This is a genomic window from Promicromonospora panici, from assembly GCF_900608595.1.
Taxonomy (GTDB): domain Bacteria; phylum Actinomycetota; class Actinomycetes; order Actinomycetales; family Cellulomonadaceae; genus Promicromonospora; species Promicromonospora panici.
This window is the reverse complement of record NZ_UWYY01000018.1, coordinates 62,090-77,091: the sequence shown is the minus strand read 5'-3', so window position 1 is coordinate 77,091 and position 15,002 is coordinate 62,090. Positions and strand designations below refer to the sequence as shown.

Annotated in this window: 15 protein-coding genes; 10 read left to right on the top strand and 5 right to left on the bottom strand. The window is 70.7% G+C overall.

Annotation, left to right across the window (positions count from 1 at the left end):
• Positions 1-210 precede the first annotated feature (210 nt).
• On the top strand, positions 211-1,074 hold the full coding sequence (locus EW117_RS20845) for an NPP1 family protein (protein WP_242504419.1): 864 nt from the start codon (positions 211-213) through the stop codon (positions 1,072-1,074).
• Between the two features lie 55 nt (positions 1,075-1,129).
• Here EW117_RS20845 and sigJ read toward each other — a convergent pair whose 3' ends face one another.
• Positions 1,130-2,116 carry an RNA polymerase sigma factor SigJ gene (sigJ, locus tag EW117_RS20840; protein WP_129788618.1) on the bottom strand — a complete coding sequence of 329 codons (987 nt, stop codon included), beginning with the start codon at positions 2,114-2,116 and terminating at the stop codon, positions 1,130-1,132.
• A gap of 252 nt (positions 2,117-2,368) precedes the next feature.
• On the opposite strand from sigJ, the gene EW117_RS20835 reads away from it, so the two are divergent.
• Complete coding sequence (locus tag EW117_RS20835) at positions 2,369-3,091, top strand: alpha/beta fold hydrolase (protein ID WP_129788617.1); 723 nt, start codon at positions 2,369-2,371, stop codon at positions 3,089-3,091.
• A 91-nt stretch (positions 3,092-3,182) separates the two neighbouring features.
• Here the strand turns inward: EW117_RS20835 and EW117_RS20830 are convergent, their stop codons facing one another.
• Both EW117_RS20830 and EW117_RS20825 read right to left on the bottom strand, forming a co-directional pair.
• Positions 3,183-4,010, bottom strand: a complete 828-nt coding sequence (locus tag EW117_RS20830) for a helix-turn-helix transcriptional regulator (protein WP_129788687.1) — start codon at positions 4,008-4,010, stop codon at positions 3,183-3,185.
• Positions 4,011-4,020: 10 nt separating this feature from the next.
• The gene (locus EW117_RS20825) at positions 4,021-5,151 is read right to left on the bottom strand and encodes an SDR family oxidoreductase (protein ID WP_129788616.1); all 1,131 of its coding nucleotides are present in this window, start codon (positions 5,149-5,151) and stop codon (positions 4,021-4,023) included.
• 194 nt (positions 5,152-5,345) lie between these two features.
• On the opposite strand from EW117_RS20825, the gene EW117_RS20820 reads away from it, so the two are divergent.
• From EW117_RS20820 to EW117_RS20810, 3 genes are all read left to right on the top strand, one after another.
• On the top strand, positions 5,346-6,737 hold the full coding sequence (locus EW117_RS20820; protein WP_242504418.1) for an NAD(P)/FAD-dependent oxidoreductase: 1,392 nt from the start codon (positions 5,346-5,348) through the stop codon (positions 6,735-6,737).
• Positions 6,727-8,379, top strand: coding sequence for a cytochrome b (locus EW117_RS20815; RefSeq protein WP_242504417.1), 1,653 nt, complete (start codon positions 6,727-6,729; stop codon positions 8,377-8,379). Before EW117_RS20820 ends, EW117_RS20815 begins: the two co-directional genes overlap by 11 nt.
• 139 nt (positions 8,380-8,518) lie before the next feature.
• The gene (locus EW117_RS20810) at positions 8,519-9,139 is read left to right on the top strand and encodes a GNAT family N-acetyltransferase (protein WP_129788615.1); all 621 of its coding nucleotides are present in this window, start codon (positions 8,519-8,521) and stop codon (positions 9,137-9,139) included.
• Here EW117_RS20810 and EW117_RS20805 read toward each other — a convergent pair.
• A complete protein-coding gene (locus tag EW117_RS20805; protein WP_129788614.1) occupies positions 9,110-9,493 on the bottom strand; it encodes a hypothetical protein in 384 nt (127 codons plus the stop codon). The genes EW117_RS20810 and EW117_RS20805 overlap by 30 nt on opposite strands.
• Positions 9,494-9,844: 351 nt before the next feature.
• On the bottom strand, positions 9,845-10,033 hold the full coding sequence (locus EW117_RS20800) for a hypothetical protein (protein ID WP_129788613.1): 189 nt from the start codon (positions 10,031-10,033) through the stop codon (positions 9,845-9,847).
• 254 nt (positions 10,034-10,287) lie between these two features.
• Between EW117_RS20800 and EW117_RS20795 the strand changes: the two genes are divergently transcribed.
• The 5 genes from EW117_RS20795 to EW117_RS20775 all read left to right on the top strand — a co-directional run bounded on the left by EW117_RS20795 (position 10,288) and on the right by EW117_RS20775 (position 14,949).
• The gene (locus EW117_RS20795; protein ID WP_129788612.1) at positions 10,288-10,782 is read left to right on the top strand and encodes a MarR family winged helix-turn-helix transcriptional regulator; all 495 of its coding nucleotides are present in this window, start codon (positions 10,288-10,290) and stop codon (positions 10,780-10,782) included.
• Between the two features lie 154 nt (positions 10,783-10,936).
• Positions 10,937-11,743 carry an MBL fold metallo-hydrolase gene (locus EW117_RS20790; RefSeq protein WP_129788611.1) on the top strand — a complete coding sequence of 269 codons (807 nt, stop codon included), beginning with the start codon at positions 10,937-10,939 and terminating at the stop codon, positions 11,741-11,743.
• On the top strand, positions 11,734-12,186 hold the full coding sequence (locus tag EW117_RS20785) for a nuclear transport factor 2 family protein (RefSeq protein ID WP_242504416.1): 453 nt from the start codon (positions 11,734-11,736) through the stop codon (positions 12,184-12,186). Before EW117_RS20790 ends, EW117_RS20785 begins: the two co-directional genes overlap by 10 nt.
• A 255-nt stretch (positions 12,187-12,441) precedes the next feature.
• On the top strand, positions 12,442-13,056 hold the full coding sequence (locus tag EW117_RS20780) for a PadR family transcriptional regulator (RefSeq protein WP_129788610.1): 615 nt from the start codon (positions 12,442-12,444) through the stop codon (positions 13,054-13,056).
• Positions 13,057-13,149: 93 nt separating this feature from the next.
• On the top strand, positions 13,150-14,949 hold the full coding sequence (locus tag EW117_RS20775) for a sulfatase (protein WP_129788609.1): 1,800 nt from the start codon (positions 13,150-13,152) through the stop codon (positions 14,947-14,949).
• The last annotated feature ends 53 nt before the right edge of the window (positions 14,950-15,002 follow it).

The following is a 15,002-nucleotide window of genomic DNA, read 5'->3' as shown; positions in this document are numbered from 1 at the left end:
CCGTCTTCCGACGCCGTCGCCCCACTCGCCTACGTAGTCACCCTCATTGCCCGGGGCCTGGCCCGCCCATAGCATCCACGTGCCCTGTTTTTCACCCGCTCAGGACACATGAGCCGGCAACGCGTATCGGTCGCACACCACGTCGGTCGCACATCGCCCCGGCCGCACACCACCGCATCGGATCGCCTGCCGGCACAGGAAAGGTCAGTCGTGGACCGTCCTCCCTGCTCCACTACTTCCGCCGCCGCCCTCTACGACGCTCCCTACGCAACCCCGCCGTCGACCAGCCCGCACCGCAGGCCGGCTCGCCTCACCACTGCGCTCGCGACCATGCTCACCGCCGTGGCGCTCGCGCTGGCCGCCCCGGCGTCCGTCGCGCACGCCGACCCGCCGCCCAACCTCCCGCAGATCGCGACCGGAACCGAGCAGAGCTTCTCCCCCGCCTACGACTACGACGGCGACGGCTGTTACGCGACGTCCGCCATCGGCCCGGACGGCACCGTCGCGCCCGGGCTCGAAATCGGCGGCGCCGTCAACGGGAACTGCCGCGACCAGTGGGACCTGGACAACTCACAGACCTATTCCCGCGAGAAGTGCAACAACGGCTGGTGCGCCGTGATGTACGCGAGCTACTTCGAGAAGGACCAGACCATGGACGGGCCGATCGCGATCGGCAGCCACAAGCACGACTGGGAGCACGTGGTCGTGTGGGTCGACCAGGGCTCTAACCAGGTCGAGTACGTCTCGATCACGGAGCACAGCGGGTCGGCCACCTATTCCCGGTCCGACGTCCGGTTCGAGGGCACTCACCCCAAGATCGTCTACCACAAGGACGGCCCCAGCACGCACCTCTTCCGGCTCGCCAACGGCAACGACGACCCTCCGGAGAACCACTACGGCAGGTGGCGCTACCCGCCGATCGTCGGCTGGGACGGCTGGCCCAGCGCGTCGCTGCGCGACCAGCTGATGTCCGCCGACTTCGGCGGGGCGACCATCAAGATCGACGACGGCGACTTCACGTCGTGGCTGGAGCGGATGAAGCCCTCCGGGATCCCGTTCGACCCGGCGGCATAACCCGCGACCAGCTCAACCAGTCCAGCCTCAAGCAGCAGCCTCGAGCAGGCCAGCCTCAAGCAGGCGCCGTGGCCGGCGACTCAGGCGTCGTCGGCCACGAGCGTCTGACCCGGTCGAGCTTGGCAGGGTTCATCTGCCACAGGATCTCGTCCACGCCGCCCGCCGACGCCGTGAGCGTCAGCACGCAGAACAGCTCGCCGTTCCGCTCCAGGCCCAGGGCGATCTCGCCGTTGATGTCCAGCGGCTGCGCGGTGACGCCGGTCCAGAAGATCTCGGCGTACGCCTGCAGGAGGCGGGCGACCTTCCGGCGTCCGACAACGGGGACGCGTGCCGCCGGCCGCACCACGCCGCCGCTGTCGGCCCGGCTGACGACGTCCTCCGCGAACAGCTGTTCCAGCCGCGACAGGTCGCCGACCCGGGCGGCCGCCACGAACGCGTCCAGGAGCGCCCGGCGCTTGCTCGGGACGACGGTGGTCCGCTTTCCCTGGGCGATGTGTTTCCGGGCGCGGCTGACGAGCTGGCGTGCCGCCGCCTGTGACAGCTGGATGATCCGCGCGATGTCCGCGTAGGCGTAGCCGAACGCCTCCCGGAGCACGTACGCGGCGCGTTCGGTCGGCGTGAGGCGTTCGAGCAGGACCAGTAGCGCCAGGTCCAGCGCCTCCGCCTGCTCCGCGCCGAGAGCTGGGTCGTTGCTCGTGTCCACCGGCTCCGGGAGCCAGGGTCCCGGGTACGTCTCACGGCGTGACCGCGCGCTCTGCAGGACGTTGATCGCGAGCCGCGTGGTGGTCGTCGTCAGGAAGGCGTGCGGGTTCTTGACGACGGTCCGGTCCGTCGTGTGCCACCGGATCCACGCCTCCTGCAGCACGTCCTCTGCCTCGGCCACGGAACCGAGCATGCGGTAGACGATCCCGAAGAGCTGCGGCCGCGCCTCCGTGAAGACGGCGGCGGCTTCATCCAGCTCCCACTCCAGATCCGAGTCCAGGTCTGAGGCCAGATCCGAATCCAGGTCTGAGGCCAGGTCTGAGGCGTCCGATGTCGTCATGGCCCTCCTTGTGGTGGATGCCGTCACAGCCGGCGCCCCCAGCCGGTCGTACTTGCGGGGCCGGTCGGGCTCCGGTCGGACACCCCGTCAGACGGAGGTCTCGGCGATCAGGCCTCGGAGGTCAAACGTCTCACCGCGATCTACGTCTGTCGCAGCGCAAACCGGCCGTAACGGACAGGCGCCCGGAGATTCACCCCACCAGATCCATGCGGCACAACCGAGCAAGCCACAACCGAGCAAGGGAGAACGGTCATGACCACGCCCACCCCCACCGTCGTCCTCGTCCACGGGGCGTTCGCGGACTCGTCGAGCTGGAACGCCGTCGTCGGACACCTCAAGCAGCAGATGGTGCCAGTCGTCGCCGCGGCCAACCCGCTGCGCTCCGTCGCGGGTGACGCCCAGTACGTGCGCGACGTCATCGCGTCGATCGACGGGCCCGTCGTCCTGGTCGGCCACTCCTACGGCGGGTTCGTGGTGACCGAGGCGGCGGCCGCCAACCCGAAGGTGGTCGGCCTCGTGTATGTCGCGGCGTTCACGCCGGACACCGGCGAGAATGCGTTCACCCTGTCCGCCAAGTTCCCCGGCAGCACCCTGGGCGAGGCGCTCAAGGCCTACCCGGTCTCGACGGGCGGCAACGAGCTCGTCATCCGCCAGGAGGTGTTCGGCGCGCAGTTCGCGGCCGACGTCGACGACGACCTCGCCACGCTCATGGCGTCGACCCAGCGGCCCGTGACCGAGACCGCCCTCACGGACGACCTGCCCACGACCACCCCGGCGTGGCGGACGATCCCGTCGTGGTTCGTGTTCGGATCCGCGGACCGCAACATCCCCGCGGAGCTGATCCGGTTCATGGCCGACCGGGCCGGGGCCCGCGCGTCCACTGAGGTCCCCGGAGGGTCGCACGCGCTCGCCGTCTCGCACCCGGTGGTCGTCGCCGAGACGATCCTCGCCGCCGTCGAGGCGACCAAGCAGTAGCACTAACCAAGCAGGAGCACTATTGGCGGACGCCGGCCGGACCCCTCCAGCCCCGGTCGGCGTCCGCCGCGTCACCGTCAGAACATCCGGCTCAGAGCGCGCCGACCACCGAGAGCAGCCGGAGCCGCTCGTGGCTCTCGGTCCCCGGGACCGCGGTGAACACCGTCAGAGCCTGGTACTGGTCCGGGTCCAGCAGCGTCTGCCCGTGCAGTTCCACGAGGCCCACCTCCGGGTGGTTCAGCCGCTTCGGCTCGCAGTAGGGCCCGACGACGGGATGCTCGTCCCACAACCGTGCGAACTCCGCGCTGCGGCCCCGCAACCCTGCGGCGAGCTCCCCCGCGGGAGACCTCGCGCCGGTCTGCGCCTGGACCGCGGCCAGCCGGGCCGTGAGCGTGCGGCTGTGGCGGTCGTGGTCTTCCGCGGGGATCCGATCGCGGCCGCGCGGGTCGGTGAACCATCGGTAGACCCGGGCGCGCTCGGGGCCGGTGTACGAGGTCTCGTCGCCGAGGAGGGCAGCGGCCAGCCGCGTCTGGCGGAGGGTCACCCCCAGCACGTTCTCGACCTGGGCGGGCGCGTCGGCCAGCCCGTCCAGGATCCGCATCAGGCCGGCGTTGATGTGGTCCCCGCGCTGGACGCGCCGCGGCAGGGCGTGCCCGGCGAGCTCCACGAGCCGGTCGCGCTCCTCGAGCGTGAGACGTAGGCCGTGGGCGATGGCCGCGAGCACCTGCTCCGAGGGAACCGGCCCCCGGCTCTGCTCGATGCGGCTGTAGTAGTCCGCGGAGACGCCGCTCAGCGCCGCCACCTCCTCGCGCCGTAGCCCGCTCGTGCGCCGGCGCGGGCCGCGCGGCAGCCCCACGTCCTCGGGCTGGAGCGCCTCCCGGCGCGTGCGCAGGAAGTCGCCGAGCTGCTCGCGGTCCATCGTCGTCACCTCAATCTCGTTCTACGGGCGCCGTCTCGGGCGCGACATCCGATACCAGTGCGGCGTCCGGTGCGACATCCGGCACCGGCGCGACATCCGACACCGAACGAGGAAAGCGGACGCCCGTCAGGTCCTCGGAGACCGCCCACAGCCGGGCGGCTGCAGCCTCGTCGGTGGCGGCACGGTAGACGCGCTGCCGCGCGGAGCTGCCCGTGAAGTGGCCAACGCCGTCGGGCCCGTAGAACGTCCCGCCGTCGGCCGACGGGTCAGTGGCCGCCTGCAGTGCGGGCAGGAGCCCCTGCTCGACGGGCTGCACGAACACCCCCAGGGCGAGAAGCCGACGCATGACGGTATCCACGCGCGGGGGCTTGGTGCTGCCCTGCTTGGTGCTGCCCTGATCGGCACTGCCCGGGCCTGCGCTTCCCTGCCTGCTGCCCGTGAGAGCTGGGCCCGCGGAGTAGAGGCCGCTGTACGTGGTGCCCGGGTGGGCGGCGTTGCTCACGATCCCCCAGCCCTGCGCCCGGCTCCGGCGGTCCAGCTCCAGGGCGAACATGAGCTGGGCGAGCTTCGAGAAGTTGTAGGCGCGCACGGCCGAGTAGGCCCGCTCGCTGTTCAGATCGCTCCAGTCGACGCGCCCGAACCGGGCGGCCTCGCTGGACATGGTGGTCACGCGCGCCCGGGAGCTGCTCAACAGCGGCAGAAGCCGGCCCACCAGGGCCATGTGCCCCAGGTGGTTGGTGCCGAGCTGGAGCTCGAACCCGTCCGCCGTCGTGTTCCGGACCGGCGGGGTCATCACCCCGGCGTTCGCGATCAGCAGGTCGATGGGCCGGCCATCGGCCAGGAGGCCGTCGGCGAGTGCCGCCACCGACTCGAGCGACGCGAGGTCTCCCGGGCGGGTCGTGACGACCACGCCCGGGACGGCGGCCCGCAGCCGCTCGACGGCCGCCGCGCCCTTGGCGGGGTTCCGCACCGGCAGCACGAGCTCGGCGCCGGCGCGCCCGAGGCGCTCCGCGAGGCCGAGCCCGATCCCGTCGCTGGCTCCGGTGACGACGGCGCGTTTGCCGGTCAGGTCCGGCACGACGACGTCGGTGTACCGCCGCTTCCGGGCCGGGCTCGTCGGGGCTGGCTGGTTCTTGCTCACAGGGGTTCCTCTCGCGGCTGTCTGGTGTGTCCTCACCAGCGTGTGCGCGGCCCGGGACCGGATCCAGGTTCAGGTTGTCCGTGGCTCCCGCGGCTCCCCTGTCGCTCCCCTGACGTGCCCGTTATGTGACCACCGCCACGTCACATCTCCTCCCCCTGTGTTGTCGAACAAGTAAGACCACCAGGAGGGTTGTCATGGCGAAGAGCATCGAGAAGATCCTGATCGTCGGCGGCGGCTACGCCGGCTTCTACACCGCGTGGAAGCTGGAGAAGAAGCTGCGCCGGGGCGAGGCCGAGGTCACCCTCGTCGACCCGCACGGTTACATGACCTACCAGCCGTTCCTGCCCGAGGTCACCGCCGGTTCGATCGAGGCGCGGCACGTCATGGTGTCGCTGCGCAGGCACCTGCGGCGCACCACCATCATCGCCGGCCATACGACGTCCATCGACCACGCGCACCGCACGGCCACCGTCCGGACCAACGACGGCGCCCTGCGGGAGATCGGGTACGACACGATCGTCGTCACCGCGGGCGCGGTGACCCGCACGTTCCCGGTCCCCGGGATCGAGCAGGAAGCCATCGGCCTCAAGCACGTGGAGGAGGCCGTCGCGATCCGCGACCAGCTCCTCACCGCGTTCGACCGGGCCGCCCTGCTTCCGCCGGGCGTCGAGCGCCGTCGCCTGCTGACGGTGACCGTCGTCGGCGGCGGGTTCACCGGGGTCGAGGTCTTCGGCGAGCTGCTGTCCCTGGCCACGAGCCTGCTGCGGTCCTATCCGGAGCTCGACCTGGACGACCTGAGCTTCCACCTCGTCGACGCGAACGACCGGATCCTGCCCGAGGTGACCGACGAGCCCGGCCGCTGGGTCGTGGATCACCTGAAGCGCCGGGGCGGGAACATCCACCTCGGCACGCAGGTCGTCTCGGCCGCGGACGGCCGGATCATGCTGTCCACCGGCGAGTCGTACGGCAACGGGCTGCTGATCTGGGCCGCCGGCAACGGCAGCAACCCCGTCGTCGCGCGCAATACGGACCTGCCCGTCGACGAGCGGGGCCTGGTCCGCGTCCGGGCCGACCTCCGCGTCAGCAGCGACCCCAGCACCGACGAGGCGACCGTGCCCCACGCCTGGGCCGCCGGCGACAACGCCGCCGTGCCCGATCTGGCCTCGCCGGTCCCGGGCGCGCGCACCGTGCCGAACGCACAGCACGCCGTGCGCCAGGGCAAGCTGCTGGCCGCCAACCTGGTCGCCGACCTGCGCGGCAGGAAGGTGCGCCCCTACATCCACCACAGCCTCGGCGTCGTCGCCACCCTCGGCATCGGGCGCGGCATCTTCCAGTACCGCCGCCTGGTCATCAAGGGCTTCCTGGCCTGGCTGATGCACCGTGGATACCACGTCCTGGCCGTACCGACGTGGGAGCGCAAGATCCGGGTGCTGCTGGTCTGGGTGTCCGCGCTGTTCTTCGGACGGGACATCATCCCGCTCGCCACGGTGCAGCGGCCGCGGGCCGCGTTCCTCGCGGGCGGCGACCCGTTCGCGGGGCCGGACGGCGCGAAGCCCGAGCTGAGCGTGGTGCGCGATGCGAGCTGACCCAGGCGGACGTCGCGCCCGCCCCACCCCGCGCGCGACGGTCGCCGCCCTCCGCACGTTCGCCTCCGGCCTGAGCCGGCGTCGCGTGCACCTGCGCTGGTCGAACCTGTTCGGCGTCGTAACGTTCGCCTGCCTGCTCGTCCTGACGGTCACCGGTGTGCTGCTGGCGCTCTGGTACACGCCGTCGAACGAGCTCGTCACCTACGACGGGCCCTACGAACCGCTTCAGGGCTCGACCGTGACGGCCGCCTACGACTCGACGATGCGCATCTCGTTCGAGCAGGCCGGCGGCCTCCTGGTGCGCCAGACGCACCACTGGGCGGCGCTCGTCATGCCCGCGTCGGTGATCATGCAGCTTCTCGTCACGTTCTTCACGGGCGGGTTCCGCCGTCCGCGGCAGCTGAGCTGGGTCCTGCTGGTCGGGGTCTTCGTCCTGACGCTCGCCGCCGGCTGGAGCGGGTACGCCCTGCCCGACGACATGCTCTCGGGCACCGGCCTGCGGATCGTCGAGGGTGTCGTCCTCAGCATCCCGTTCATCGGCACCTGGGGGGCCGACCTGATGTTCGGCGGGCGGTTCCCGGGCCAGATCCTGGAGAACCTGTACCCCCTGCACGTGGCGATCGCCCCGGCGCTGATCGCGGTGGTCATCGCCGCGCGCGCGGCGCTCGCACTCCGGCACGGGCAGGCGGACCAGCCCGGCCCGGCGTCGGGCTCGCTGGGGCTGCGGCTGTGGCCCGACGCCGCGCTCCGCGCCCTGGGAATGACGGGGATCACCGGCGCCGTGCTCGTCCTGCTCGGCGCGACGTCGACGATCAGCCCGGTCTGGGCGTACGGACCGGTGTCCGTGGGCGAGGTCGGTGCGGGAAGCCAGCCGGACTGGTACATGGGGTTCCTGGACGGTGCGCTGCGCCTCGTCCCGGTCGGCTGGGAGACGGAGTGGATGGGCTGGACGGTGACCTTCGCGACCCTGGTCCCCCTGCTCGTCGTCGCCGCATACTTCGGGCTCCTGATCGTCTACCCGTACGTCGAGGCGTGGGTCAACCAGGACCGCGAGCCGCACAACGTGCTCGACCGGCCGCGGAACGTCCCGGTCCGCACCGGGATCGGCGTGGCGGGCGCCCTCTTCTACGGCATCCTGTGGGGTGCCGCGAGCGCCGATATCGTCTCCACCGAGTTCGGCGTCAGCTTCGAGTCGGTCATCACGGCGCTGCAGGTCCTGCTCCTCGTCGGTCCCCCGCTGGCGTTCGAGGTCACGCGGCGGATCTGCGTCGGGCTGCAGCGCAAGGACCGCGAGATCGTGCGGCACGGGCACGAGTCGGGCCGGATAGTCCGGATGCCGAACGGCGGATACGCCGAGGTTCACGTGCCTGCCGACGAGACCGAGCGGGCGCTGCTCTCCGTGGTCCCGGTCCCGCCCGCGCCGGGCCACCGGGACGGCAACGGCCGGCTGCGCGGGGGCGAGCGTCTGCGCGGCGCTCTCTCTCGGCGATTCGGCACGGGGCACGTCGTCCCGGTGCCGGACCGCGACCGGGACCGCGCGATCACCAGGGGAAACGACCGGGGAATCGACCTGGGGAACGACAGGACGAACAGCGGGACGAACAGCAGGGCCGGCGGCAAGGACCTGACGCGGATCGAATGACGACGTCGGACGACCGGGTCCGTCCCGGAGTCGATCTGCCAGAAAGGCGATCCGGTGAAAAAGACCTGGGTCCGCGGTGGCGACCATGCCAGGGTTTGCGCCATGGATGTCACCGTGGACGCGACCGGGGTGTGAGGACATGCTGTTCGAGAACCTGCAGTTCGACGTACCCGACGGCCTGAAGACGGACGACTTCGTGCTCCGGCCGATCACGGCCGCCGATGCCGAGATGGACTACGCGGCCGTGATGGAGAGCCGGGAGTACCTGCGAACGTGGGAACAGTCGAGCTGGCCCGCGGATGACTTCACGGTGGGCGCCAACCGGGAGGACCTGGAGAAGCTCGAGCAACGTCATGCGAGCCGCCAGGCCTTCACCTACACGGTCTTGGACCCCGCTGGGGCCGAATGTCTTGGCTGCGTGTACCTCATGCCGCCCGATGCACGTACGTTCGCCGGGGCGCGCATCACCCCGGTAGCAGACCGCCAGTGGGACGACTACGGCGCGGCGGTCTACTTCTGGGTTCGCAGGTCCCGCCTGGCGACAGAGACGGATCGCGCACTGCTCGACACTCTTCGGACGTGGCTCGCGCAGGACTGGAGCCTCGGCGGGCATCTCTTCGTCACCAACGAACAGTTCGCCCAACAGGTCGGCATGATCGAACGGGCCGGCCTCGAGCTACGTTTCGAGATCGAGGAGCCCGACAAGCCGGGCCGGTATCTCGCCTACGAGTCAACGAACACACCGCCCACGGCGCCTTGAGCACGGCACCTTGCTCGCAAACAGCCACGACTCGACCTGCTGCGGCGGGCGCGGCGAACCGTGGGCGTAGGCCCGCACGTAGGTACGGGCGAGGAGCGAACGCCCCGCCGCCACCAGCCCGCGGATCACCAGCGGTGTGCCGGGCAGCGGGTCCGCCCACCGCAGCAGGAGGATCGCCCGCGCGTGGTCGGCCTCGGGCACGCCCCGGGCCGCGTTCGGCCAGTCGATGACGCTGAGCCGGTCGCCGTGGATGGCGAGATGCGCTTCGGCCAGTCCCCGCCCGAGTGTTTGCATGCGCCACGGCCGGCGCTGCAGGAGTCCAAGCATCTCCGCCCCGGTGATGCGCTCCAGCACGAGGCCCGGACGACCTTCGTGGTGGACGACGTCGACCAGGCCCGGCGCGATGTGGTGACCCGATCCGGGATCCCAGACCGGCGCCTTCGCCGGCCGTCACGTCAGTCATCGGGCCAGTGTGATGCGTCGGCCGGAGCTCTCGCCACCTACTTTCCGGGCGACTTACGTCTCGGCATAGTCCAGGCTCGATCAGGGACGACAATCTCGACTCAATTGAGCACGACCTGAGCAATACTATTTGTTCTTCACCACGTGGATAGGCGCCAACGATCGAGCCGAAGCAATGTGCCGATAAAGGAAAGCCCAGCACGGCTCGCCGACTCGTGCGCACCACACGGCGTGCCCGCCGGCTCAGCTCCTCGACAGGTCGGCCAGCGGAACGGTGAACTCTCGCGGCCGCAGAGCGCCGGGGGCCACCACCACCGCTTCCTTCCCCGTCCACCCGCGCCGGATCGTCTTCACGATTCCCTCAGCACCGCGCTCGGTGCTCGACATTCCGGTGACCCTCACCCGGACGCCCTCGGCAATCACGTTGCCCATTGACTTCTTCTCTCTGTCGTGACCTTCCGATCCACGTCGCGCACATCTTGCGATCTTGTGTGACACCCAGCTCGATCGGTGGGGGCGACAGCCTGCCAGCAGATACAGAACATCGTCAATATCAATTTCGGAAGTAGAATCTGAACGCGTTTCAACCGTTCATGCACATGCATTTCTTTACACAGAACGTGCGTTGTTGTTGGCCCGCAACCCGCCTGCACGCGCAGCGCGTGACCTGCACCTACGCTGACCTGATGAGCACGCCGCCAGAGTTCTCATCGCCCCGCGAGGCCGCCTACGACCCTCGGATCCTGGTGTTCGGCCGCCTGCTCGGCGCCGCAAACCGGCTGGAGTACATCCTGGGCCGGGCCCTCGAGGAGGAGACCGGCCTGAGCCACACGCTGTTCGAGCTGCTGCTCGTGGTGGGCCGCGCCGGGCCAGACGGCGCGCCGGTGCGCGACATCGCCCAGGCGCGCGTCCTCACCTCGGGCGGCGCGACGCGCCTCGTCCAGCGGGCGGCTGAGCAGGGTCTCATCGAGCGCAAGCCGTCCGCGGCGGACAGGCGCGTGCAGCTCATCCTCCTCACACCCGCCGGCGAAGAGCTGCTGCTCCGGGCGAGCGCGGTCCACGCGCGGAACATCGAGCGGTACCTCGTCGACGTGCTGCCGGCCGACCAGGCCGAGGTGTTCGCCGTCGCCATCCGCACGCTCAGCAAGAACGCCGAGCAGCAGCTCCCCGTCATGCCGTAGTGGCGCGCGCCGAGCCCGCGACCCGCCGTCGAAGGGCCGATCAGGGACCGAAGACGGTCTCGGGAATAGCTGACTAGTCAGCCTTTGTTACCTCGGCACACGGCCACCACGCCGTGCCGTCCGGTCCCCCGGGCGCCCCGAGAGAGGAACCACCATGTCGCTGTCCTTCGAGGTCTTCGACCTCGACTTCCCTGCCGGTTCGAAGAACAAGTCCGCCGTGCTCGTCACGGGCGAGAACGAGGCCCTCCTCGTCGACGCCGGCTTCACACGGGCCGACGGACACCGTCTCGTCGCGGCAGTCCTCGACTCCGGCAAGACGCTCGCCACCGTGTTCGTGAGCCACGCCGACCCGGACTTCTACTTCGGGCTCGAAGTTGTCGCCGACGCCTTCCCCGACGCGAAGGTCGTCGCCACGCCGGTCGTCATCGAGCACATCGAGGCCTCGTTCGAGGGCAAGCTGAAGGCATGGGCCGCGCTCGGCGCGAACCTCCCGACGCGCCTGGCGAAGATCGAGCCGCTCGACGGCGACGCCATCGAGGTCGACGGCGCCCGGTTCGAGCTCAGGGGCGGCAACGCCGTCCTGCCCGACCGGCACTACCTGTGGAACGCCGAGCACCGCGCGGTCATCGGCGGCGTCCTCCTGTTCCAGCAGGAGCACGTGTGGGTCGCGGACACGGCGACGCCGGAGCAGCGCGCCGCCTGGATCGAGCTGCTCGACCAGATGCAGTCGCTCGACCCCGCGTTCGTCGTCGCCGGGCACCGCCTGCCCGGCACGGCCAACGACGCGAGCGCCATCGACTACACCCGCACGTACCTGCGAGACTTCGAGCGCATCCTGGCCGGATCCGCCGACGGAGCCGCCACGACGGCAGCACTGGTGGAGGCCTATCCGGAGTCCGGCATGCTCATCGCCGCCCAGCTCGGGCCGAAGGTCGCGAAGGGCGAGATGACGTGGGGCTGAACGACACAGGACTGACCGAGAGCTCGCCGGGGACCGCAGAGCTCGAGGCCTCCACAGCGCCCCGCGACGTCGTCCGCCGGCAGTACCTGGCCTCCGCGGCCGGTGACCTCGACGCCCTGCGCGCCACCCTCGCGCCCGACGTCGAGTGGACCGAGATGGCCGGGTTCCCGCTGGCCGGCACTTACCGGACGCCCGACGGCGTCACCGCGAACGTCATGACGAAGCTCGCGCAGGACTGGGACGGCTGGGCGGCGCACGACGACACCTATGTGGTCGACGGCGAGAACGTGGTGGTGCTCGCGCGGTACACCGCCGCGCACCGCGGCACCGGCAAGGCGCTGAACGTGCGCGTCGCCCACCATTTCGTCGTGCGGGGCGGGCTCATCGTGCGGTTCGAGCAGTTCGTCGACACGGCGCTCGTGCGGGACGCGGCGGCGGCGTAGGGTCCCCGCCCCCAGCGCGCGCCGCCGGTCGCCCGGGCCGGCAGCCCGACCACGAGGTCGGCCGGTCGCATCGAGATCGGTCCAGCACTGGACCGATCTCGATGCACCGTACCGACTCACGGACACAGGCTCCGAATTTCCGGACCCTTGACTCCACATTCCACTTGTGTCATGGTCGAGGCATTCCACTAGTGGGGTAGTCAGACGGCCCGGCCGCCTCCCGTGGAGCCACGGCGTCGTGACGGGAGGACGGCAATGAAGCTGGAGCACATCTTGCTGGGCACGCTGCTGCGGCAGCCGAGCACGGGCTACGACCTGAAGAAGTTCCTGGACGTCGGGGGCCGGTTCATGCGGTCGAACACCACGATGAGCCAGGTGTATCGCGTGCTCGGCAGCATGGAGGAGCGTGGCTGGGTCACGCACGCCGTCGAGCACCGCCCGGGTGCGCAGAACGCGAAGACGTTCCGGGTCACGGACGAGGGCGCGACCGTGTTCCTCGACTGGCTCACGGGCCCGTACACGCCTCCGTCGCGCTTCGAGGACCCGGACTTCGGGGTCCGCCTCTCGTTCGCCGCGTTCATGTCGGTCGACCAGGTGCTGCGGCTCCTCGACATCGAGATCGACGCGCGCCTGGCGCAGATCGCGCGCTTTCGCGATCGCGACCGGTCGCTCACCTGGGACACGACGGTCCCCGTCGACCTCGAGCTCGGCGACCTCGTCGCGGGGTGGAGCCACCGCAAGGGCGCCGACTCCATCGATGCCCACGTCGCCCGGCTGCACGAGCTGCGCGGCGTACTGCTCGACCGCGCGTCGTCCCCAGCTCCCGAGCCGACGTCGGACCGTGCCGACGAGGCCACGACCCCAGCCTGACCCGACCCACCCGGTAAGCCGATCCACCCCGTCGAGGCGAGCGAGCAGCTCGCCGGTCCCAGCACGCCCTGACCCGCCCCGAAGGAGACCCGAGTGCGCGCCATCGTCCTGATGTTCGACAGCCTCAACCGCCACCTGCTCGCGCCCTATGGCCACACCTTCGTGGACGCCCCGAACTTCGCCCGGCTGGCCGAGCGTGCGGTCACGTTCGACAACTTCTACGCCGGGTCGATGCCGTGCATGCCGGCCCGCCGGGAGCTGCACACGGGCCGGTACAACTTTCTGCACCGGGGCTGGGGCCCGCTGGAGCCGTTCGACGACTCGATGCCGCAGCTGCTCGGCGAGGCCGGCGTGCACACGCACCTGGCCTCCGACCACCCGCACTACTGGGAGGACGGCGGCGCCACCTACCACACGCGTTACACGACCTGGGAGTTCTTCCGCGGCCAGGAGGGCGACCCCTGGAAGGGCGACGCCGACGCGCTGCGCGGCGAGGGCCACCCGATGCGGCGGCAGGACGCGATCAACCGGTCCTACATGCCGACCGAGGCGGAGCACTCGCAGACGCGGACGGTCGACGCCGGGCTCCACTTCCTGGAGACGAATGCCGACGCCGACCGGTGGATGCTCCAGATCGAGCTGTTCGACCCGCACGAGCCGTTCTTCAGCCACCAGCGGTACAAGGACCTCTACCCGCACTCCTACGACGGGCCGGAGTTCGACTGGCCCCGGTACAAGAAGGTCACCGAGGACCCCGGTCAGGTCGAGCATGCCCGCCTGGAGTACGCCGCGCTGGTCTCGATGTGCGACCGCTCGCTGGGCCGGGTGCTCGACGCGATGGACGCCCACGACCTGTGGGACGACACGATGCTGATCGTCAACACCGACCACGGCTTCCTGCTCGGCGAGCACGGCTGGTGGGCCAAGTCGGTGCAGCCGTGGTTCAACGAGCTGGTCCACCTGCCCATGTTCCTGTGGGACCCGCGCGCCCGCGGCGCGCTGAGCGGCCAGGACTCCCGCCGCGGCGAGCTGGCCCAGACCATCGACATCGCCCCCACCATGCTGCGCTTCTTCGGCGTCGAGCCGACGCCGGACATGCAGGGCCGGGATCTCGGCCTGATGAGCCCTGACGCCGACGACGGCGGAGCCAGGACCGACGGCAGTGCCGCGCCCGCCCGGGACGGCGCCCTGTTCGGCATCCACGGCGGGCACGTCAACGTCACGGACGGCCGCTACGTCTACATGCGCGCCGCGGACGACGCCACGAACTCGCCGCTGGAGGAGTTCACCCTGATGCCCACCCGGATGCGTGCCCGCTTCTCCCCCACCGAGCTGGCCGGGTGGCAGCCGGCCGAGCCGTTCGGGTTCACCAAAGGGCTGCGCACCATGCGCACCTCGGCCCCGGCGATGTGGATGAGCCCGTGGCAGCACGGAACGCTCCTGTTCGACCTGGAGACCGACCCCGGGCAGGAGCACCCGCTCGCCGACGACGAAGTGGAGCTGCGCATGATCGGGCTCCTGCTCGACCTGATGCGCGCCAACGAGGCGCCCGTGAGCCAGTTCCAGCGGCTCGGCCTGCCCGTCACGGGAGCCCCTGACGCCACACATCTGCACGTGCGCCTGCACGCCGGCCGGGCCGCCGACGTCGCCGAGCCGCTCCCGGCGACCTCGACGCTGCGCGCCGCGGACCTCCTGGAGCTGCCGCTGGTCGAGCTGCTCCAGATCCCGGCCGCGCGCGCCGCGGTCGAACGGCACGCACCGGACCTCGGCGGCACGGAGCTCGTGGCGGTTCCCGTCCAGCTCAGCGTGCTCGACCTGGCCGCGCACGCCACCATCCCCGCCGCCGTGCTGCGAGCACTCGACGACGACCTCGCGGCGCTCACGACCAGCTGACCTCCCGGCAGCTCGGACCGCCTGTTCGAACCCCCCTTTGTCAACGACGACAG